The organism is Streptomyces sp. NPDC003379, assembly GCF_053589195.1.
In genome coordinates this window covers 53,708-74,757 of sequence record NZ_JBSFRK010000036.1, presented here as the reverse complement: position 1 = coordinate 74,757, position 21,050 = coordinate 53,708, and the positions used below count along the sequence as shown (strand labels likewise).

Sequence of the window (21,050 nt, the reverse complement as noted above, 5' to 3'; positions counted from 1 at the left end):
TTTCTCCTATTCGACGTGGTAGTCGCGCTCAGCGGGTGCGGCGTGGCCGTGATCGCGGGTGATGTCGGCGAGCGGCTTGTGGCGGCGCTCCGCGTTCTCACCGGCGGTGCGGATGGCCTCGGATGCGGCGGGCAGCTTCTCCGCCAGGGCCCCCGCCTTCGCCTTCACGCTGACGGCCTTCTCCGCGAGGATCAGGACCCAGCCCTCCAGCACGCCAGGCACCTTGAGGTCGACGATCTTCTGGTGGAGGGCCTCCAGCTTCGTCATCATCTTTTCGCAGCCCTCAGCCGCGGCGTTGGCCTCGTCGACGCCCGCCATGATCTCTTCCGCCATGTCGGCGTCGGAGTCGATGACGTCGTAGATCGTCAGGTCGCTGTCCGCGTACTGGGTACTCGGTGCTCGCGTCGGGACGGGCACACTCACTCCGGTTCCTCCTGTCCTTGATGCGGGAATGGCCCCGGCCGGGACGCCGGCCGCACGGCGGTTCTCCTTGCGGCGGACACTCCAGCCTTCACCGCCGACCTGTTCGACGGTGATCGTCGCTCCCTGCGCGTAGCCCCAGCCCGGGGGCGGGCCGAAGCCCCCGCCCGGTGCTGCGCCCGGCCCCGGCGTGGTGCCGGAGCTGGTGGAGCTGGGCGGGTCGGGCTCGGAGCGTCCGGAGCGGCGGGAGCTCGCCCGCTCCCACCAGCCGCGGCGGGTGCGGGACTTGTCGGCCTTCGACTTCGGGACGGTACTGGTCGGCCCGGTCGACTTCGGGCCGGTCGACTTCGGGCCGGTCGACTTCGGGCCGGTCGTGCCCGTGCCGCCGGTGGCGGCCGGGCCGGAGCCGGGCTTGCGCGGCCTCTTGGTGAGCCGGACCTTCTTGCGCAGGTTCACCTTCGGGGCCGTCCCACCGGGGCCGGCGGTGCCGCCCGAGCCGGGCTTCGGCTTCTTCGTGAGGCTGACCTTCGGTGTCGCCGCCGTGCCGCCCGCGCCGGGAGTGCCGGTCTTGGGCTTCTTGGTCAGGTCCACCTTCGGGCTCGCCGGGGCCGCTGCGGCGGCCGGATCGGGCTTGGGCTTCTTGCCGTTGAGGATCCGGCCGACGGCCCGGTGGCGCAGCGCACCGCGGATCGTCGCCGGTGTCGCCGACGACCCCGAGCCCTTCTTGGTGAGGTCGACCGACTTGCGGCCGGTCGGCGTCCAGGCGCCGGTGGTGATCCGGTCGGCGACCCGGGCCCGCGCGGCGTCCCGGACCCGGGGGCCGCGGTCTGGCTTGGTCGTGCCGGTCGTCCCCTTGCCGCCCGCGCCGGACGTTCCGGTCGTCGGGGTCTTGGGCTTGGTTCCGTTGCGGATGCGGTCGGCGGCACGGTCGCGGGCGGCGTCCCGGATTCCCGGGGTGCGCGTGTTCGTCGGCGTCGGGGTCTTCGGCTTGGGGCCGTTGCGGAGCCGGTCCGCCGCACGGTCACGAACGGCCCCGGAGAGGCCCCCGGAACCGTTCTTCGTGCCGGTTGTCGGGGCCTTTCCACCCCCGGAACCGCCCTTTCCGCCGCCCTTTGTCCCAGAGGGCTCCAGTGCGCCCCTGCGGCCTCCGCCGCCGCCTCCCCGGCCTCCGCTGCCCAGCGTGGGCGTACGGCCGCCAGAGCCGTCGCCAGGCGTCTTGCTGGGCGTCTTGCCTCCGGAGCCGCCCGGCGTCTTGGAGCCGCCGGAGGACCGGAACGTGCTGGGCGGTGAATTCTTTCCTGAATTCGTCCGGCCGCCACCCCCGCCCGACGTGCGGGTGCCGCGCCCGAATTCCGGACCGGACTGCAACCGGCCTTTCTGGCGGGCCGCTTCCACCCCGATAGAGGCTTTATCGGCCGCCGCCCGCTGCTGATCCGCAATTGCCCGATGGTGCTCATGACGGGCTCTCAAATAGGCCGCCGCATTCCATGCACCGCGCATTGCGGCGACGGTAATACCGGCCATCATCACCACCGACATGGCGGCGACTTCCGACCCTTGCAGACTGTCCGGCATTCCGGGGTCCGCGTTCACGGTCGTCGTATTTCCGCTGCCGACCCCGGGATTACCCGCGACCAGCAGCGAGGGCGGGGGCGCGAGAGCGGGGAGGGCGGGCAGTGTGGGGGCGGCGGCCCCGGGCGGCGGCGCGGTGCTGCCCAGCGGCCCCGGGATCGTCAGCCCGTCGGGGAAGCCGTAGACGGTCCCCCCGGCGTCGTCGTCGGCCATCGGCCGTCTCCTTCGATCAGTCACCCAGCGTGACAACTCGGGATCCCTCACGCGCGCGTACAGGCGCGCATAATGGGCCCCCCGGATTCACGGAATGAGGCGGTGATGATGAGCGCAGAGCGTTACGGCGAAGGCTGCTGACCCTGCCGCCTCGTCGTCCAGCCCTGGAGCAGCACGACCAGGTCGGCCCATGCCGCGTCGTCGGTGCCGGCCAGGATGCGGGACAGGTCCCACAGCGCGGTCGCCCGCGCCTTGTTCGTCTCGGTCTCCGCCAGGCGCTTGTTCCATCGCGCCGTCTGGCCCTTCGAGAGCTGCACGGCCACTTATCAGGCCCTCTTTTCCAGGAAGTCCAGGAAGGTGTGATCGCCCCCGTCCGTGCCGGTCTTCTTCGCGACGGTCTTCCCGTCGCCGGTCGGCTCGGTCAGGGCGTTCGAGAGGTCGTTGAGCTGCCCGGCGGTACTGACCGCCCGGGCGGTGTTCAGGCCCTTCTTCCTGGCCTTCTCCAGCTCCTTCTTCTCCGCGTTCGCCTCCCGCTTCTTCGGCAGCTCGACAAACCGCTTCTGGAATTCCGCGTCCAGCTTTCCGGCGTGATTCACGGCGTCCCGCAGGTCGCTTTCCAGCTTCGCCAGCGGGCGCGATGCCAGATAGGCGCGGATACGGGCCGCGAAGGGCTTGTCGCCCTCGATCTCGATGTTCTCCAGGTCGGCCCGGTACTCGTTGAGCAGCGCCCTCACCTCGTCGGCCATCTGCCGCAGCCGCTCGCGCTGCTGGGCGCCGTACAGGGCGGTGCCGCCGGGCTTCATCAGGTGGTCCGAGGTCCACCGGCTGTTGTTCTCGGTCATGGGGAAGACCTCCAGGTCTCGGGGGTGGGAGGGGAGGGGGTTCGTGGTCCGTGTCCCCGAGGCGTGCGTGCGGGGCCGGGATCGTGCTCGGTACGAGGCGGCTCGCCCGCGTCCCGCTCGGGGCGGGGTGCGGGCGAGCGGCCTGCCGGCCGTGGCCGTCACCGGTCCGCGCTGACGCTCGGGAGCGCGGCGCGGGCCGGGGGCGACCATGAACGGCAGGGCGTTGTGCGGGCGGTCCGGTCAGCGGACCGTGTGCTGCTTGAGGGCAACGGCGATCTGCCCGGCGCGGTCCGTGGCAATGGAGCCGCCCTCGGTCCGGACCGCCTTGGCGATGTTGGTCCGGTTCAGCGGCTCGTTCGCGGTCCGGAGCCGGTCCAGCGCGGTCCGCTCAAGGTCCGTGAGCGTGATGACCGTGAGGTCCGGACCGCTCTCTTCCTTCCGGTCCGGCCCGATCGCGTCGTCCGGGGCTTCCTCGTGGGCCGGTCCGGACCGGTCCGACTCCTGCGGTCCGGGAGCAGCGTCGGCGGTCCGGACCGTCACCTTGCGTGTAGCCGCCGTGCTCTGGGTGGCGGGCACGGTGCGAGGGCCTCGGTCCGGACCGGGGCCGGTCCGCAGGTCAGCGCTCTGTGGTCCGGCCGGACCGGACTCCAGGGCGAGCGCCGGTCCGCCGGTGCGGTCCGTGGCTCCTGCGGTCCGGACCGGACCGTGGACCGCGTTCCGGTCGGCTGGACCGGAGCGGACCGCGTATCCGCCGTGCTGGACCGGGCGGACCGCAGTGGGGCTTTCGAGCGGTCCGGGCCGGTCTGTGCGGGACAGGGTGAGCACGGTGGGGATGGCTGCCGGTCCGTGGTCGTCGGCCGCGAGGCGGGGGACGACGACTCGGTGCAGGGCCAGACCGGTCCGGGCCGCCTTGCGGTCCGCGAGCTCCGCGCCCGCTGCGGTCCAGGCCCGGTCCAGGGTGGTCAGGCGCGGGTCGGTGATCGCGAGGGACCAGGCGGTGAAGGAGTGGACCGGGTAGCGCAGCCAGCGGACCGCTCCGATCGACGGGCGGGCCTTGGCGACCTTGCCGTCCTCACGGAGCTTGCGGCGGTGGATTAGGGAGGCGTACAGCTCCCACAGCACCATCCCGACGATCGACATGGCGGCGAACGCCACGGCCTTCGGGGTGAAGTGCCAGTAGGTGACCTGTTCCCTCCAGATCCCCTCATTCGCGTCCCAGACCCGGCTGCCGGCCACCGCCTGCCCGGAGGCGTGCCAGAAGTTCATGACCGCCGCCCCGAGGGCGAAGATCCATGTGCTGACGCGGTAGAGGGTTCCGGCGTCGCCGCTCTGACGGGCCTGGTGGTACATCCAGCCCACGAACGCCGTAGACAGCTCCCACGCGGCGGCGAACAGAATTGTGAACGGGACGACCCAGCCGAGGATGTCCTCAGCGAAGCCGGCCTGGCCCGTCCACGCCACCGCCATCGGGGCGGTGATCGGACCGACCACCATCAACCGCTCCGCATTCACCTTCACGAACTGCTTCACGCGGTCGGCCACGGCCGGCTTCCCGGCGCGGGACGCGGCCCGCAGCTCCCGGGCCTTCGCCCTGCGGGCCTCCTTCGCGTCCCGGCGCTCCCCTTTGGCCTTGAGCTTGAGGCGCTTGCGCTCCAGCGCCCGCTCGGTGCGGTCGGTGGCGCGCTTCATCCGGGCGGCGGCCTGGGCCACCATGTCGTCGGCGGCCTTCAGCGTGACGTCCGCGTCCGCTTCCCGCAGCCGGGCCTGCGCCAGCGTGTGCTCGGCTTCCTTCAGCTGAGCGTCCCGCTTGGTACGGGCGGCGGCCAGGATGCGGTTGGCCTCCTCGCGGGCGGTGCGGGTCAGCCGCTCCGCGTCCTCGGCCGCCGTCGCCCGCAGCCGGCCGATGTCCTCCTTGGCCAGCGTCCGCGTACGCGCCGCATCCGCACGGGACGCCTCCCGCTCACGGGCAGCGTCCTCACACAGCTCGGCGGCCGTCTTCTCCGCCCCGGCCTTCACCTGCGCGGCCTGGGCGCCCGCGCTCTCTCGCAGCCGGTCGGCCTCGCCCCGCGCCTGCTGAAGAAGCTGGTCGGCGTCGGTGGCGGCACGGGTACGGGTCTCCACCGCGGTGCGCTCCGCAGCCGCGAGCAGCTCGGTGCGCGCCGTCTCCGCATCGGCCAGGGCCTTCGCGGCCGTCTGCGCGGCCTCGGTGCGGACCTGCTCTGCCTGGGCGGCCGCCCTGGTGGTGACCTCCTGCGCCTGGCGGCGCGCGTCGGCGAGCAGCTGCTCGGCAGCCGTACTGGCGTCAGCGAGGACCTGGTCGGCCGCGCCGGACGCCTTCGCCGTGACGGTGTCGGCCTCCGCGCGCGCATCCGCGAGCAGCTGCTCCGCCGCCGCGTCGGCGGCGGCGCGGACCTGGTCGGCGTCGGCGGCCGCTGTGGCGGCAGCCTCCGTGCGGACCCGGTCGGCTTCTTTCACCGCGTCAGCGATGATCTGCGCCTGCTCAGCGTTGACTGCCTCGGTGAACGAGGCGGCCTCCGCACGGGCGCCTTCCATCAGTTCATCGGCGCGCACCTGACCGTCGGCGAGGATGCGGGTCGCCTCGTCGACGGCCAGGTCCCGGAGGTCGGCAGCGCGGTCCGCCGCGTCGGCCATGACCGGGTCGGCCTCCTCGAACACCAGCGGCGCGGTGTCCTCGAGGGTGGCGGCCTGCGCGGGGACGCTGGCCGGCGCTGCGGGCGACTTGGCGCGCGCGTTGGCGCGGGCCCTTGTACCCGCCGCGGTCTGGCGCCTTCGGCGGGTGGCGGTCTTGGGGGCCACGGTGTTGTCCTCTCTTACTTCCGGCGCCTCTGTGCAAGAGGTCACCGCGGTCGGCATCGGGTCTGTAGGGTCGTGACCAGGCCCTCCGGGGCCCCGGCAGCTGACATGCCGGGGGCCCGGAGGGCCGTCTGTGTGAGCAGGCGGTCAGGGACAGGCGCGGGTGTCATCCCCAGGAGCGGCCGCAGCTGCCGCAGTTGCTGGCGGTGTCCGAGTTGGTGGCGCCGCACCCGCCAGCGCCCTGGCACGTCCAGCCGAGGGTGAAGGAACGGGTCACACGGCGCGAAATGCGAGTGAAGAAGGGCATAGTCATCTCCTGACTGTCTACGGGCCGGACTGTCCGGCTCCCCGTCACCGCCCGGCCCGGCCGCCGAAGCGGTCGGTGCGGGCGGATCAGGCAGCCGTCAGGCCAGGGCCGCGAGCGGCCGGTGCGGAGTGATGACCTGGCCGTCGGGGAGCAGTTCGCCGGTGTCCTCAAAAAGCAGGACGCCGTTGCACAGCAGGCTCCAGCCCTGCTCCGGGTGCGCGGACACGACGTGCGCGGCCTCCCGGTCCGGGCTGGCGGCCGTCGGGCACGTCGGGGTGTGCGTGCACAGCGAGTCCGACAGCGTGGTGCCGGTCGGCGCGGTGTCGAGCTGGGTACGGCTACGCATGAGCTCTCCTGCGAGGGTGCGGGCCCGAGACTCTCCCGGGCGGGAGACGTGCGAAAGACCGGCCGCCCGTCATGCGGGCGACCGGCCTGGTGAAGCAGCACTGCACGGGACGGAAGTTGGTGTCCTCTCCCGTCCGACGGTCAGCGCTTCCTCTTCTGTTGGGTGAGGTAGGCGTCCTGGAGCCGGGTGAACGACTCGTGCAGGCGCTGGCCGGTCGTGCACGGCGCGTCCGGCGCGCACTGCGTGCAGTCCCCGCGGTGCGCGCGGCGGGCGGCATCGGCCTTCATGTAGCGGGTGTACAGGTCGTCAGCCACGTGAGCGACGTCCGTAGTCGTGCTGCTGGTTGATGCGGTGCAGCTTGTCGGCGAGCTGCTGACGCTCGGTGTCACTCACGCCAACCTCCGCGCCGCCCGCTTCCGGGCGGCCCGACGCCTCAGCGACCTCCGCTCGTCCTCGGACAGGCCACCCCAGACACCCGCTTCCTCACCGGCCTCCAGCGCCCACCGCAGGCACTGCTCCATGACCGGGCAGCGGCGGCAGACAGCTTTGGCCTCCTCGATCTGCAGGAGCGCCGGTCCGGTGTTGCCGATGGGGAAGAACAGTTCCGGATCTTCTACGCGGCAGACCGCGTTGTGTCGCCAGTCCATGCCGGTCACTTCCCGCCCCGGGCGCGGCGCAGGGCCTCGTCCATGTCCGGGTCCGAGTCGGTGGTGCCGAGCGGGCGTGCGATGCTTGTGGGCATCAGGTCCTCCTAGACAGGTCCTGGACAGCCCCGGGGGGTTCCAAGTCGCCGGGGCTGTCGTCGTTAGTGCGGGACTCGATGTGTCCTGCGCACTCCGCCGTCCACCGGCCCGCGAGAAGCGAAGCGGTCGTCGACGGGCAGCACAGGCTGCTGGGTTGCGCAGCACCTCGCGAGCGGGGTGCCGGATCTCGATAGACGCGGACCGCTACCGCCGGGAGATCCGTCCGGGCGGGTCTGCAGTGAAGGTCATGCCGCGTCGTTCTTTAGCGTCGTGGGGATGTCGGCCCTCCGAGCTCTCCGTCAGTAATGAGCACCTGGCTGGGCTAGCCCAGGCCGCGCTTCAGGAGCGCGCCCGACGGTCATGGCACGTGCCGACTGCCACCACCAGAAGTAATGGCACCGCACGACGGGTTTCCACTCACCTCCGGCCGGTGTGGGCACGGCCGGTACTGCGGTGGTGGATCACGCTGTTGAGTTCTCAAAGACCGGCCGCTGCCTTTCACACCCCGACCGAGATCGGGGCCCCGGGATCGGGGGGTCCGGGCGGTACATCGGGGGCCGAGGGTCCGGCTCCCTCATCCGGCGCCGCCCGCGGGGGCGGTTCCGAGTGGGGGAGCCGGGTCCGAAGACCCGGCGGGTGGTGCGGGAGTCAGGCCGCGATCGGCAGGGGCGCCGCGGCCGTCGGCCGCGTGGTGCGCAGCTGGGCGGCGTAGGGGAGGAGCGCGTCCACCAGGCGCTCACGAACCAGCTCGGCGATCGACGGGTCGGCCGCGAGGATGTCCCGCGCCGCCTCCCGCCGCGCCCCGGACTCCGCGACGAGCTCGTCGCGGGCCTTGCTCTTGCCCTTCGCCACCGCGGACGCGGCGTCCCACCGGGCCAGCTCGTCCGCAGTCACCAGGTCGTACATCTCCAGCGGCGTACCGAAGGCGACGTCCAGGTCCAGGTCGGCAAAGTCGGGCAGCGGCACCTCCACCGCCTCCAGGAGCGCAAGCGTCTCAGCGTCGAAGCTCTCGGTGGCGAGGCTGGCGGCGGGGCGACGAGTGACGTGCATGGGGTAGTGCTCCTCTCGGGTTGACATGTTCGTGTGGTGACGCAAAACGGCAGGTGAGGGCTTTTGCCGACCGCCACACCTTATCGACATATCTAACTTACCTAATACAGTGGGGATCGTGTCAAGCGGTTCGTTGAGGAAGCTATGAAAGCTAGCTAAGCCGAGGGGGCCGACCTACTATGTCGCTCATGAGCAACCAGGCCACGCAGCCGTACCAGCGAATCGTGCAAGACGTGCGAGACAAGGTCCGCTCCGGACGACTGCCCGCCGGCGAGAAGTTGCCCAGTACGCGCGAACTGGCTGAGGAGTACGGCGTCGCACCGGGCACCGTTCAACGCGCCCTCGCCGAGCTGCGGTCGGCCGGGTTGATCTACTCCCACCAGGGGCGTGGGTCGTTCATCACTGACATGGCGAACGAGACCAGCGAGGACACGACTGCCCGCGCCCTCAGGGCACTTGAGGAGCAAGTCGCGGTCCTGGCCGCACGTCTCGAGAAGATCGAGAAAGACCGCGATGGCTGACCCTGCTGTCCTTATCTCGATTCGCATGTCCACCGCTCCCTGGTCGGTCTCCGCTTCACTAAGGAAGTTGTAGGCCCGATCACGGAGCACGTTCTAGGTCCGGCATGTATCCAGCCTCTGGATACATACGATTGGAGACATAGAGGGGGCCCGAAGTGGGGCAGCAGCCGAACGTGCTGACGCCGGAAGAATCGCCCCAGCACCGTCTTGGCTACATGATCCGGCAGCTGCGTGAGGCGCGTGGATTGTCCATGCGGGAATTCGCCGCGAGGACGTTCGTTTCGCACTCCAAGGTGCAGCGTTGGGAGAACGGGGCCCGCCCACCTCAGGACCGGGGTGAGGCGGAACTCATCGACCGAACGCTGGGTGCTGGCGGGTTCCTGATCGAGCTGTGGCAGGAGATCGATCGAGGTGTATCCGAGCCCATCCATGTATCCGGTTCGGTGCCCCATGTATCCGATACACCGGTGGGCCTGGCCACGCCCCTTTCGCACACGGCACCGTCAGACAGTGAGGGGATCTTCGTCCCTGCACGTCTCGACGATGGAACGGTGGTGCTCGTGGCACTCGATCGACGCACGCTCTTGCGCGCCGGGGTGGGGGTCGGTGCAGCTGCGGTTGCCGGCATGGGGATGCCAGCAGCCTCAGCAATCAGCGCCGCCGAAGATCCCTTCGGGTTTGCGAGAACCGCCACCGAAAAATGGTCGGGCCTTCAGCTGTCCCGCCCGACCCCTGACTTCGGAGTCGACTGGCACGCCCTCATCCCAGGAGGCCGTTCCATGCTCGGCTCCCAACTGTCGCTCCAGGTCCACCCCGCGCGCGTCGAGGGAAGCCGAGTGATCGTATCTGTCCCCGACCAGCGGCGGGCTGAGGAATTCCTGACGCGGCCGAATCGCAGCCTGCTGGTCGGAGCCGTCAACGCCGAGGGAGTCTCACGGTTCTACGCTCTGGACGGCCGATCGGCCCGCAGCCGGCTCGCGAAGAACGGCGGCGTGTACGAAGTCGCCGCGCCCACGGCCTACGAACTGGATGACCTCACCTACGGCATTTTGTGGGCCGTCAGCAACTACGACGACGCGCTACAGGCCGATGACCAGCCTCTTGCCGAGACCCGCAGCGATCTCAAGGCCTACGAGCGGCTGTCTGCCTCTGCGGTCAGCCGGGAAGCTGCACCCGGGTTGAACACGGTCGCCCACATGTGGCTGGGCTCGGACTTCTGCGCTCGCCACATCCTTCGGGCGCTGCCGGATCTGCCAGCGCTGCCCGCGTTCTGGACGAGGGAACAGCGCGGTGAGGAAGCCAGCGCCTGGTTGATCTTCGATCACAAGTACCCGTACCTGCGGGAAACCACGAAGGCGCTCGGCAACACGAGCACCCGGGCGTTCTGCATCCCGGAGGAGGTGGTCCGCTCGTCTCCGAGGTACGAGCGGGTCCTGCTGTTTCTGACCGTGGCGTTGATGGAGTCGCTCGGGATCCACGCGCAGTTCACGTCCGATCCCGCGTATGAGAGCGTTGAGGGTTTCGTGGTCTCTCCCGATAAGGAAGCGGTGATCGCGAACTGGGTGCGGGGCGACGGCATGTGGCACGTCGACGTGACCGCCCGGTCCTCGGTCGTCCGTGAGTTCACGATCGCAGCGCGCGACGTCGACGCGGACTCGCTCACTGCGGCGCCGACGGCTGCCGGACGGCTGCGTGCTCTGGCGCAGTACCTCGACCTGCCGTGGTCTTGGTTGATCCAGCGGTGCGGCCAGCTCGCCCGGTACGGATCGTCCGGGCTGATCCAGTCCCGCAGCCGGCTGGTCTCCGCGGCTGGTATCGACGCCGCTTGCGCGTACGTGGCCTCTCTTCCGGCCGATCACTGATCCCGCACCATCACCTGCCTGTTCACGAAGGGGAAAGAGGCCATGGCCGACAACGTCCGGCGCATCGCAGTGATCTCGCTCGGCGGCACGATCGCGATGACCGCGCAGACCGACGGCGGCGCGACGCCGACGCTGTCGGCCGATGACCTGATCGCCGAGGTTCCGGGGCTCGCTAACACCGGCATCCATGTGGAGGTACGTGACTTCCGCCGCGTGCCCGGCGCGTCGCTGTCCTTCTCCGACTTGTTCGAGCTCGCCGCGACGATCGAGACGCTCGCGGTCGACGGCGTGGTCGTCACCCAGGGGACGGACACGATCGAGGAGACCGCGTACCTGCTGGATCTCGTCGCCACGGGCGACATGCCGATCGTGGTCACCGGCGCCATGCGCAACGCGAGCATGGCGGGAGCGGACGGTCCCGCGAACGTGCTGGCCGCGATCCGCACCGCGGCCAGCACCGAAGCACGGGGCACAGGCTGTGTCGTGGTGTTCGGGGAGGAGATCCACGCTGCCCGCTGGGTCCGCAAGACCCATGCCACGAGCCCCACCGCCTTCACCTCGTACCCCGGTCCGATCGGCTACGTCGCGGAGGACCGCGTACGCATTCTGACCCGCCCCGACGCGGCCCCGACGATTGCTCCCCCGAGCGCCACCGCTCCCACCGTCCGCACCACCGTCTTCACGGTCGGGATCGGCGACGACGGGACGCTCCTCCAAGTCCTCGGTGACCACGTCGACGGCCTGGTCGTCGCTGCGTTCGGGGCCGGCCACGTCTCGATGGCCTGCGTGGACGCCCTCGCCGACCTCGCCAAGCGCATGCCGGTCATCCTGGCCACTCGCACCGGATCCGGCCCCGTACTGCGGCAGACCTACGGTTTCCCCGGCTCTGAGTCGGATCTGCTCGCCCGTGGGCTGATCTCCAGCAACACGCTGGACCCGGTCAAGGCACGCATTCTGCTGCAGCTACTACTGATGACCGGCGCCGACAGGGGCCAGATCATCCAGGACTTCAGCACCCTCTCGTAACCGACCCAACAGCCCCGGGATCCCATCTTGCGCAGCTACGAACTCACCACCGGCCGAACCTTCGGCGTGACCTTCGATCACGGCGACGACTTCTTTCCCACCCTTGCCGACTTCTGCCGCAGCAACAACGTACGGCACGGCTACATCCCCATGTTCATCGCCGGCTTCGCCGAAGCCGAGATCGTCGGCGCCTGCGAGAAGCTGGAGAACCCCGAGGCTCCCGTGTGGAGCAAGGTCCACCTAACCGGAGTGGAGGCCATGGGGTGCGGAACGCTCGCGTATGACGCTGAAACGAACACGGTCCTGCCGCACATCCACACCTCGCTGGGGGAGAAGGCACGATCGGCCACCGGCCACACAAGCCATCTGCTCAGCGCCCGCGTCCAGTTCCTTGTTGAGATGCTCGTAGTCGAAGTCACCGCCCCGGTGATGACCCGGCCCAAAAACCCCGAACTCTACGACGTACCTTTGCTGACCTTCAACGCGTGACGGCCGCGCGCCTGCTGGTCAACTCCAAGGAGCGACGCGCGAAGCGGGTCGCGGAGGGGAAGCCGATGTCGGCTACGGGCAGCTGGTGGAGGCCGGGGTGACGGTGGTGGAACTGCCCGAGCTAACGACGTCCGCGAAGGCTGCCAACGCGCATCTGGGAGACCTCGCGCGACGGAGCAGGTGCTTACCGTGCGGAGACAGGCATGACGGCCTGTCAGGCAGTGAGGCCACAGCGGTTGGCGCAGCGCGGCGGGCTGATGGAGTCCGCCGGGAATCGCTTGGTGTCACGTAGTCAGAACCATGTCCGACACGACGTCACCGACCGTCACACGGTGGTGCGTCAGGGGGGTAGGGTGTCGTCGGAATCGATCTGTAGTTGCACAAGAAAAAGCCCCCCGGACCTTAGGCAAGTCCATGGGGGCTCTCGGCTGGGAAAACTCCCGGCCCGGCGAACCACCTGTAGAGGAGGCGGTCGCACGATGCAGGGTACCCGTACCCGCGCGTGGACACACACCACCCCACCGTGGCAGCGACCAGCGAGCGTCGCTCCGGCCGGGTCTTATCGCGCCTTCTTGCCGACGTCGTCCTGTGGCCGCCGTGGCGGCATGCCGCAGGGACATCAGTCTTCTGCGCTGGAGAAGCAGCGCGGGCAAATCTCACCGCTGGAGGCCGCGACGTTGTAGCTGGATAGGGCGGCTGCCCTTCGCCGGGGATCACCAGCCGCCCGGGACGCCCAGTTCGCGAGGTGTTAGCGCACCTCCGCTGAGCGCCCCCTCTGACACTGGGCGGGTTTAGCGGACCCGCCCTTAGGGGCCGTCCGGACGGTTAGCAGCCGGTCGGACGCTCGTACTTGGTTCTCCCCGAACCACGAAGCACCCACTGGGGGGCTTCGTCATGCCGTCTTGGCGATGCCTCCACGACAGGAGCCATTGTGCAGGACTGCTATGCCGTTTTCCAGCCCAGCTATGCCCGTTTCACCCTGGTTCGCGAGATGTTCGGGGTGCACCGAGCGGGATGTCACACGCCAGTTCGCCCCGTTCATCCCGTAGAAGCCGTGCCGCGAGGAGATTCACCGTTCCGGTCTGTCACACCGGACTCGGTTCTCACACCTGTAGCAGGCGTGACGACATTTTCCCTTTCCCTCGCACGGCCGGTTCCGTCTGGCGGGACCAGCACCAAGATCTTTAACCACCTGGCGGGAGCGCCGGGGGCAATCGGGGCTGTGCGGCCTCTGTCCACAGGCCACCTGGTCCACCGTCGGCAGATGGATCACGAAGCACACGTTCTGCCTGCCAAGGGGGGTGTCCGCTTTGGCGTGTACACCAGCCTGATGACGACACAGGCGATCTTCATCACCCCGGCCGGGACGGTGGGCCGATGAGCGGCACGGCGGCACTGGTCGCCGCGCTGATTCCTGGCCCGCGTCCGTCGGTCGACGGCGACGCGGCCTCCGTGCTGCCCGCGCTGTACGTGCCGGAGGCGAGCCAGTGGCTGTCGACGTCGGCGGGCCGGATCGCGGGCGACGGCTACTCCTGGATGCAGGCTGTCCACTGGGTCGCCGGGTCCGGGCTCTACGAGCCGCGGCGGCACCGGTCGCACGGCCCTCGCTCGTTCGGGCCGACGACCGTGCGCGTCGCCCAGGAGCTCGCGCAGCTGTTCCCGTGCCGTCCGGGGATTGAGTACCTGGTGCGCCGCACCGGCTTGGCGGAGCGGTCGGTGGAGTACCACCTGGGGATGCTGCGGGAGGCCGGGCTGCTCGCGTGGATCGTCAAGGGCACGCGGGTGTCCGGCGGCCCGGCGCAGGCCAGCGAGTTCGCGCGGATGATCCCGGTGGAGTTCGACGTCGCACTCGGGATCCGCACGGTGCAGCGAGACAAGGACGCTCCGGCGTACACGCGGGCGGCGTCCGGGATCGCGGAGGCCGGCCGGGAGCTGATGGCGAAGCTGGCGAAGAAGGCATCGCGGAAGGTGCGCAAACCCCGCTCGAAGACGTCCTCGAAGACGTCGGTGAAGGGTGCCCGGAAGGGCGCTGAGCAGGGGGTTGTGACGGCTGTTTCGGGTGAGGTCCGTTGCACCCCAATGCAGGTCGGTACCTCAGCGTCTTTTACTGCGGGTGATACTTCCTTCCCCCCTGAGAAGCTCGCAAGCGGGGAAGCCAAGTCCCCAACCCCGAAGAAGTCCGAGGCGAAGGCCGGCGGTCGCCGGAAGCTGAACGTCGTGGGCCGCCGCTTCCAGCTGGCCCGGGAGCTGACTCAGGAGCTGGACTGGCTGCGCGGCTGCTCGGTGCCCCGGATCGCCTGGGTGGCCCGCAGCGTCGCCGATGCCGGGTGGACGGTGACCGAGGTTCTGGCGTGGCTGCACATGCGGGGCCAGGCCGAGCGTGTCCGTCGCGGTTCCGGTCTGCTCGCGGTCCTGCTGAACGGCGCCGAGACGGTCCTGGACAGCCCGGCCAAGCGCACAACGGCTGTCGAGCAGTGGCACGCTGCCCAGGAGGCCCGTCGCCGCCACCGCATCGAACAGGTCCGCGCTGAGCGGGAGCGGCAGGATGGCGCCTGGGAGTCCCCGGCCGACGCCACCCTCAAGCGCGAGGTCGAGACGGCATTCGCCCACGTCAACCAGGCCGCCCGCAGCAACCGCCACCTGCAGGTAGCGGACGACCTCGACCAGCCTGCTCAGGCCGGCGCCGATCCGTTTGAGATCAGCGACGCGGAGCGGACCGAGATGCGCGACCAGGCCCGCGCGCAGTTCCGGGACGGGTCGACCGACCTGATCGAGGACACGATCCACGCCCTCGGCGCCACCGCGGGGCAGTACCTCTTCGGTGATGACCTGGTCCGCCGCGCCGAGCAGCTCGCCAGCTTCGCCCGAAGCTCCCTGACCACGTACAAGACGCAGTAGGAAGGCGCTACATGACGAACTCCGACCCGGCCGCCCCGAGCGTTCTCGAAGCGTCCGGCGCCGACCTCGCCCGCATCGCGCTCCATCAGGCCCGCGAGGCCGCCCGCCGGCGCGGCGCCCAGGCCCGTGCCCCGCGTCGGCCGAAGAGGGTGACCGTGCAGCAGCGCGACCGCCGCGACCCCACCGGGTTTGCCACCGTCATCCAGTCCCTCATCGCCGAGCGGGCCTGGGACGTGCCCGCCTCCGGCGGCAGCATCCTCGACCAGTGGCCCGACATCGCGGCTGCGGTCGCGCCGAACCTGGCCGCCCACACCACCGCCGTCGCCTTCGACTCCCTGTCCGGGCGGCTCGACCTGCGCCCCGACTCGCCGGCCTACGGCACGCAGCTCCGCCTTCTCACGGCCCGGATCATCGACGCGGCCAACCAGCGGGCCGACGGGTCCGTGGTCCGCGAGGTCCGGGTCCTTCCGGCCGGTGCCACTGTCGCGACGCCCGAACTTGCCCTTGCCGTCCGCCCCGTCGCCGAGCCGGTCGGCGCGGTGAAGACCCGGGAGAACGCCTCGGCCGGCTATCGGCGCACGCTCGAGGTCCTTCTCGCCACACGTACTCCAACGAGCGTCGAAAGCTGACAAACTGCGGTTCCTCATGGGATCGGGACGGAGGAGGGTACCCGGTGATTTGCCCCGATGAGCCCACCGGGCGGGTCGACATGGCCGCCGCCGCGCTCAGGGCGGCCAGGGAAGACGCCCGCTTGCGCAGGGCTCGGTCGCGTCGCAGCCAGATGGCCATGTCGGCGCCACGGCGGCGACGCAACGCCGTGCCGGTCCCCCTCGCGCAGGTTCTGCTGGACCTTATCGAGCGGCGTTTTCCTATGCCTTCTCTCGCCCCGGTGAGCGCACTGTGGCAGGACCGTGTAGGACCCGATTTCGCCAAGCACGTGGTCGTGGCCGCGTACGACGCGGCCGAGGGGGTGCTGTCCGTGCGCGCCGACTCGGTGGCGTGGGCGACGCAGACCCGTCTTCTTGGGCCCCGGCTGGTGGGCGTGCTGAACGACGTCTTCGTGCAGGCCGGTGCTGGGCCCGTTCGGACGATGCTCATCGCCGGTCCGCAGTTGACGCCCTTGCCGGTGGTCGGCGTGGAGACGGAAGCTTCCCCTGCCGAGGCCTCCCATCATCTGCCGCGGCAGATGTCCTGGGTGCCCCGGGCTTTCCCTCGCTTCGGCTCTGTCGTGGATCAGGCGGTGGACGACGCGGTGTCCCGGCAAGCCGCGCAGGCGGAGCGCGAGTCACGTGACCGGCTGGATCGTCAGCGCGCCCGCACCGCGTCGGCGCGTGGAAGGGCTGAGGCCTCCGACTTAGCGCGGGAAGCGGCACTGCGCCGGGCCCGGACGGAGAAGGCGAGGGCACCGTCACCTCCGACAGGGCCATAAAGTCGTTATCCGATCACGGCCATTTGACGGGCGCGTCGACGCCTGGCAGCGCAGCGGGGGAGCGGGGGAACACCACCATGAGCAACGAGCCAGACGGCGGAGAGACCACGAGCAGCGACGACAACGCAGTGTCCGCGGAGAAGACCGTCCTTCGCGCGATGCTGCTGTCCACCGACACCATCGCCGACGTCGTCGAGATGCTCCATCCTCGCGACTTCTACGAGCCGGCCCATGTCCTGATCTACGAGGCCGTGCTCCGCATCTACGCCTCCGGTGAAAGCCCCGACCCCCCTCGAGTGACCAAGGTCCTCGGCTCCGACGGAACCCTGGACGCCGCCGGCGGCCTCGACTACCTCGACTTGCTGATCGCCAGAGGCACCGGCGACGGCTGGCTCCGCGCCGCTGAGCGCGTGCAGGCCCACGCCATGCTGCGGCGCACCAAGGAAGCCGCCGCCCGGGTGGAGAGCCTGGCTTCCGAGAGCACGCCCGAAGAGGCTGACCGTCTCGCCGACATCGCCCAGGCCGAAATCCTCGCAGCCACCGCCCAACGCCCCCGCGGCCTCGCCCCTTCCTACTCGATCGGCGACATCCTCGAAGGCGCACTCGACGAGCTCGAGGCGGCCGGCAGCGCCGGTGCCCTCAGCGGAGTCCCGACCGGCTTCACCGACCTCGACTTGCTCACCAGCGGACTGCGCCCCGGACACCTGGTCGTCATCGCCGCCCGACCCGCCATGGGCACCTCCACCCTCGCCCTGGACCTTCTGCGCTCCGCCTCGATCAAGCACGACCTTCCCGCAGCTCTGTTCACCTACGAGTCCGGACGCGAGGAAATCGCCACCCGCATCCTGTCCGCGGAAGCCCGCGTGCCCCTGCACCACATGCGAGCCGGCACTATGAACGACGAGGACTGGATCAGGCTGGCTCGCCGCGTCCCTGACGTCTCCAAAGCCCCCCTGTACATCCAGGACGAGGCCTGGCCCACCTTCACCGACCTGCGGGCACAGTGCCGCCGCCTCGCCTGCCAGCGGAACATCAAGCTGCTCATCGTCGACAACCTGCAGATGATGACCTACGGCACCCGCCCGCTCGGCTCCCGCTACGAAGAGATCTCCGAGATCTCACGCTGCCTGAAGCTGCTCGCCACCGAGCTGCAGATCCCCATCGTCGCCGTCTCCAAGGCCAACCGTGGCGCCGAACAACGCACCGACAAGAAGCCGATACTCATTGACCTCCGCGACTCCGGGTCGCTCGAGGACAACGCAGACCTCGTCATCCTTCTGCACCGCGAGGATGCCTACGAGAAAGAGTCACCCCGCGCAGGCGAGGCTGACTTCATCGTCGCCAAGCACCGCAACGGCCCCACCGCGACCATCACCGTGGCCTTCCAGGGGCACTACTCCCGGTTCGTCGACATGGCCGGGACCTGAAAGGAGCACCGTGCTCGACCGCCTCAGCCGGTACGACGGCGCGCACAACGACTACTGCAAGCCCTCCCTGTGCTGCCGCTGCCAGCAGCGCTCCTGGACGACACGGGTCGGCGACGAGCGGCTCTGCGGCCTGTGTGCCTCGTGCTGCCTGGAGTGCGGGCGAGCACCAGCACCGCATCTCGACGGCCTGGACAACGGGCTGTGTGCCGACTGCCGTGGCCTGTGCGCCCGCTGCGGCAGCCCGCTTCCGGTAGAAGGCGCGTGCCGGTGCCGGACATGGAAGCGGGGCCCCGGCAACGATCCAATCGGATTCATCATGCAAGGCTTCCCTCAACCACTACTCAAAGCCCTCGGCCACCGCCTCCCGCGGACCCTTCCCGACATCCTCTTCGCCGAGCTCGCCCACCGGACCCCCGCCCAGCTCCTCGACCGCATCGAACGTCGATGGCACACCCGCTGGTCCCACGCCATCCACGAACGCGACGAGGACAACCGGCTCCGCTGGGCCCCACAGGAGATCGCCGAGTTCCTCGTCGGCCGCGGCCCCTGCCCCAACCCGGCCTGCGAGGACGGCCGTACCATCCACGACGGCGCCCCCTGCTCGTCCTGCCAACAGCCCGAGCACCGATTCGTTCCCGGAACCGCCGAGGCCACCTCCACCAGCGAGCACTCCCGGAAGACCGCCGCCGAGATCCGCAAGACCCTCGTGGCCAGCCGAAGCGACCGGAAGAAGAAGCCGGGCATCCGCCCAGGGGCCTCCCCTGGCCACCGCCCCAATCCGTGAGGTGGCGCGGTGACGCCCGTCGAGCCGCTGCCTCACCTGCGCCCCTGCCCTTCGTAACCCCTGGAGGGGTACATGACCCATCCCGACACCTCGGAGCAGAACAAAACCGGCTTCGAGCACCCTCTTGTACGCGACTTGTACGCCTTCCTTGATCACCTCCGCACGCATCCCGACGACGTCGCTGCCCTGGAGACGTTTATCGGTATGGCCTTGGGAATCAGGGTCGGGCTGGGCATCATCGGCGGCGGAGAAGGACCACGCACTGAACGCCTCTCAGCGGCCTCGATCACCTCCCACGTGAAGCTGAACAACGCAGAGCAGGCCCTCAAGTTCGCTGGCGGCTTCCTGCACGACGCGCACAAGAGTGCCGTCGCTGTCCCCCTCCGCGTGGAGCAGGTCAGCGCAGAGTTCCGCAAGAACCTGGAGACGCTGGAACGCTTCATCACTGAGACCTACGACACCTCTTCTGCCCCGGACTCGCCCACATACGAAGTGGAGATCACCAAGGTCAGGACCGACTACACCACCTGGTGCAAGGCGGCCAAGGTGCACCCGCTTTCCGATGAGAAGTTCGAGCGCTTCCTTTTGCGGCCACTCCGGTTCGATCGCAAAACGAAAGCGCGGTACGTACGGGGAATCAAGCCCCGAGCAGGTGTTCCTGACCAACCCACGCAGGGCTGAAACCGCCCGCGGGAGGATGGCGAGGAAGAGACGGACAAACGCGGGGCTGCGCCGTTTCCAGTGGAAACGGTCGGCTGGAGGAAACTCCCTCTGCCGTGCCCGTGGAAACGGCAGTCGGGTCACCTCGCCCTCGGTACCTAACTCTCGGCAGGTGGCCGGTGAGGTGGCTTGATCAACCACGCTGTGAGTCGCCGCAGTCATTACCTGCGGTTCGCGCTCAGCTGGGCCACCCGCTCGCCGTGCTCGGACCGGACTGCGCGACCGCCTCGGTGAGCAGGGCGTCTCCATGCACTCCGCGCGAGTGTTCCTCCTCCAGCCGCCCCCAATACGGCCACCGGGCTCCGCAGCGGCATAGCCGGGCCCGGTCCAGCTCGCCCTCCCGCTGCTCCCAGCGGTCCAGGAGCTCGGTGGAGACTGCAGCAGTCGGCGACGGGTACGGGTACGGGTACGTACCCGTATACTGGCGGGATGGGAAGGAGCGTGACAATGTCTGACGCCAACATCCGTGTCCCCGAAGATGCCAAGGACCGCCTCGCGGCGATCGCGGCCGCGGAGGGGCTGTCGCTGCGGGCGTACCTGGCCCGCCTCGCCGAGACCCTCCTCACCCCCGCCGAGCGGGCCGAGCGGGCCGAGAAGGCCAAAGCCGCACTCGCGGCGTGGAACGGGTACGCGCCGACCGCGGCCCAGGAACAGGACCTGGACTCCGAGCTGGACCGCCGCCTGGCACAGGTGACCGGCCGGTGAGCGAGCCGATGCACATCGTCCTGGACGAGAGCGCGATGGCGGCGGCCGGGCAGGGCAACGTCCTGGCCTCCCGGCTCATCCACCGCGCGCACGCCGAGGCTGACTGGCACCTGTACGCCCCGACGTGCGCGCTCGTCGAAGCCGACCGCGGCCGGCCGGGGACCGTCGAGCACCTGGCCGCGTTGCCCGGCGTCACCGTTGTCGACCTGGACCTGCCCGCTGCCCTGGCTGTGGCTCGCCAGGAAACCTGGGCGCTTGCCCACGCCGCGCACACCGCTCAGCCCACCCCGGACCGGCCGGCCGGGGCGATCGTGGCGACCACCGTGCCACAGCGGTGGGAAGGCCAGCCGGTGCGCGTTCTGGACCTGACTCCCTGATCGTCACGACGACGGTGAGGCAACGATCGTGGCCGAGGATGCCGGCCGTCTCAAGGTTGGGGACCTCTCGTTGCGATGCTGCGCCTCGGTCGGGGCCGGGAGCGAGCGGGCCTCGGACCCAAGGGCCGTGCCACCGGGTTGTTTCAGCCGGACCACCTGCGCGGTCTATGTGACGAACAGTCTTGCTGCCACCGTTTTCCCTGACCGAGGAGATGAGCAGGAGGACGAAGCGCCGACGTCGCTCGAGGATGTCCGTGCTCAGCAGCGTCAGGCCGCCGAAACTGTGCGCGCGGCCGCGGTCCGCCGCGCCCGTGCCGAGCGTGCCGGGCAGACCGGTGCGACCAGCTCTCCTGCGCTGCGTCAGGCCGGATGAGCTCTCGCGCTCCGTCCGGCCGGTTACAGCGGAAGCGCCAGTCGGTGATGCGGCGTCGGCGGCATCCCGCAGGTCTTCGTCGTTGTCCAGGGTGTCCAGGCGAGAGTGCGGTGAAGCGCAGAACACTGCCCG

At 69.9% G+C, this 21,050-nt stretch carries 20 protein-coding genes; 12 read left to right on the top strand and 8 right to left on the bottom strand.

The annotated features are described in order from the left end of the window. Positions 1–6 precede the first annotated feature (6 nt). The 8 genes from ACWDVB_RS29545 to ACWDVB_RS29510 form a co-directional block, all read right to left on the bottom strand. The gene (locus tag ACWDVB_RS29545) at positions 7–2,205 is read right to left on the bottom strand and encodes a hypothetical protein (RefSeq protein ID WP_451517554.1); all 2,199 of its coding nucleotides are present in this window, start codon (positions 2,203–2,205) and stop codon (positions 7–9) included. Positions 2,206–2,327: 122 nt separating this feature from the next. Further along, positions 2,328–2,528, bottom strand: coding sequence for a hypothetical protein (locus tag ACWDVB_RS29540; RefSeq protein WP_355982218.1), 201 nt, complete (start codon positions 2,526–2,528; stop codon positions 2,328–2,330). 3 nt (positions 2,529–2,531) lie between these two features. Then, positions 2,532–3,047 (bottom strand): hypothetical protein, encoded by a 516-nt coding sequence (locus ACWDVB_RS29535; RefSeq protein ID WP_451517555.1) that lies wholly within the window; start codon positions 3,045–3,047, stop codon positions 2,532–2,534. A gap of 240 nt (positions 3,048–3,287) precedes the next feature. Next, positions 3,288–5,864 (bottom strand): hypothetical protein, encoded by a 2,577-nt coding sequence (locus tag ACWDVB_RS29530; protein ID WP_451517556.1) that lies wholly within the window; start codon positions 5,862–5,864, stop codon positions 3,288–3,290. 401 nt (positions 5,865–6,265) lie between these two features. Next, positions 6,266–6,457, bottom strand: a complete 192-nt coding sequence (locus ACWDVB_RS29525; RefSeq protein WP_451517618.1) for a DUF5999 family protein — start codon at positions 6,455–6,457, stop codon at positions 6,266–6,268. A gap of 197 nt (positions 6,458–6,654) precedes the next feature. Beyond that, the gene (locus ACWDVB_RS29520; protein ID WP_451517557.1) at positions 6,655–6,828 is read right to left on the bottom strand and encodes a hypothetical protein; all 174 of its coding nucleotides are present in this window, start codon (positions 6,826–6,828) and stop codon (positions 6,655–6,657) included. A gap of 75 nt (positions 6,829–6,903) precedes the next feature. Next, positions 6,904–7,161, bottom strand: a complete 258-nt coding sequence (locus tag ACWDVB_RS29515) for a WhiB family transcriptional regulator (protein ID WP_451517558.1) — start codon at positions 7,159–7,161, stop codon at positions 6,904–6,906. A gap of 744 nt (positions 7,162–7,905) precedes the next feature. Further along, on the bottom strand, positions 7,906–8,307 hold the full coding sequence (locus tag ACWDVB_RS29510; RefSeq protein WP_451517559.1) for a hypothetical protein: 402 nt from the start codon (positions 8,305–8,307) through the stop codon (positions 7,906–7,908). Between the two features lie 188 nt (positions 8,308–8,495). On the opposite strand from ACWDVB_RS29510, the gene ACWDVB_RS29505 reads away from it, so the two are divergent. The 12 genes from ACWDVB_RS29505 to ACWDVB_RS29450 all read left to right on the top strand — a co-directional run bounded on the left by ACWDVB_RS29505 (position 8,496) and on the right by ACWDVB_RS29450 (position 20,545). Next, complete coding sequence (locus tag ACWDVB_RS29505) at positions 8,496–8,828, top strand: GntR family transcriptional regulator (protein WP_451517560.1); 333 nt, start codon at positions 8,496–8,498, stop codon at positions 8,826–8,828. Between the two features lie 155 nt (positions 8,829–8,983). Continuing rightward, positions 8,984–10,690, top strand: coding sequence for a helix-turn-helix domain-containing protein (locus ACWDVB_RS29500; protein ID WP_451517561.1), 1,707 nt, complete (start codon positions 8,984–8,986; stop codon positions 10,688–10,690). A 42-nt stretch (positions 10,691–10,732) separates the two neighbouring features. Next, complete coding sequence (locus ACWDVB_RS29495) at positions 10,733–11,716, top strand: asparaginase (RefSeq protein ID WP_451517562.1); 984 nt, start codon at positions 10,733–10,735, stop codon at positions 11,714–11,716. A 27-nt stretch (positions 11,717–11,743) separates the two neighbouring features. Next, positions 11,744–12,205, top strand: coding sequence for a PPC domain-containing DNA-binding protein (locus ACWDVB_RS29490; protein WP_451517563.1), 462 nt, complete (start codon positions 11,744–11,746; stop codon positions 12,203–12,205). Between the two features lie 1,377 nt (positions 12,206–13,582). Continuing rightward, positions 13,583–15,103 carry a transcriptional regulator gene (locus ACWDVB_RS29485; protein ID WP_451517564.1) on the top strand — a complete coding sequence of 507 codons (1,521 nt, stop codon included), beginning with the start codon at positions 13,583–13,585 and terminating at the stop codon, positions 15,101–15,103. A gap of 11 nt (positions 15,104–15,114) precedes the next feature. Next, the gene (locus ACWDVB_RS29480; protein WP_451517565.1) at positions 15,115–15,732 is read left to right on the top strand and encodes a DciA family protein; all 618 of its coding nucleotides are present in this window, start codon (positions 15,115–15,117) and stop codon (positions 15,730–15,732) included. An 80-nt stretch (positions 15,733–15,812) separates the two neighbouring features. Continuing rightward, entirely contained in the window at positions 15,813–16,532 is a 720-nt protein-coding gene (locus ACWDVB_RS29475) for a DciA family protein (RefSeq protein WP_451517566.1), read from the top strand. Positions 16,533–16,609: 77 nt separating this feature from the next. Beyond that, a complete protein-coding gene (locus ACWDVB_RS29470) occupies positions 16,610–17,959 on the top strand; it encodes a replicative DNA helicase (RefSeq protein WP_451517567.1) in 1,350 nt (449 codons plus the stop codon). Between the two features lie 10 nt (positions 17,960–17,969). Next, positions 17,970–18,743, top strand: a complete 774-nt coding sequence (locus ACWDVB_RS29465; RefSeq protein ID WP_451517568.1) for a hypothetical protein — start codon at positions 17,970–17,972, stop codon at positions 18,741–18,743. Between the two features lie 72 nt (positions 18,744–18,815). Continuing rightward, on the top strand, positions 18,816–19,424 hold the full coding sequence (locus ACWDVB_RS29460; protein WP_451517569.1) for a hypothetical protein: 609 nt from the start codon (positions 18,816–18,818) through the stop codon (positions 19,422–19,424). Between the two features lie 486 nt (positions 19,425–19,910). Beyond that, entirely contained in the window at positions 19,911–20,168 is a 258-nt protein-coding gene (locus ACWDVB_RS29455; RefSeq protein ID WP_451517570.1) for a hypothetical protein, read from the top strand. An 8-nt stretch (positions 20,169–20,176) separates the two neighbouring features. Next, positions 20,177–20,545 (top strand): hypothetical protein, encoded by a 369-nt coding sequence (locus ACWDVB_RS29450; protein WP_451517619.1) that lies wholly within the window; start codon positions 20,177–20,179, stop codon positions 20,543–20,545. Positions 20,546–21,050: the final 505 nt, after the last annotated feature.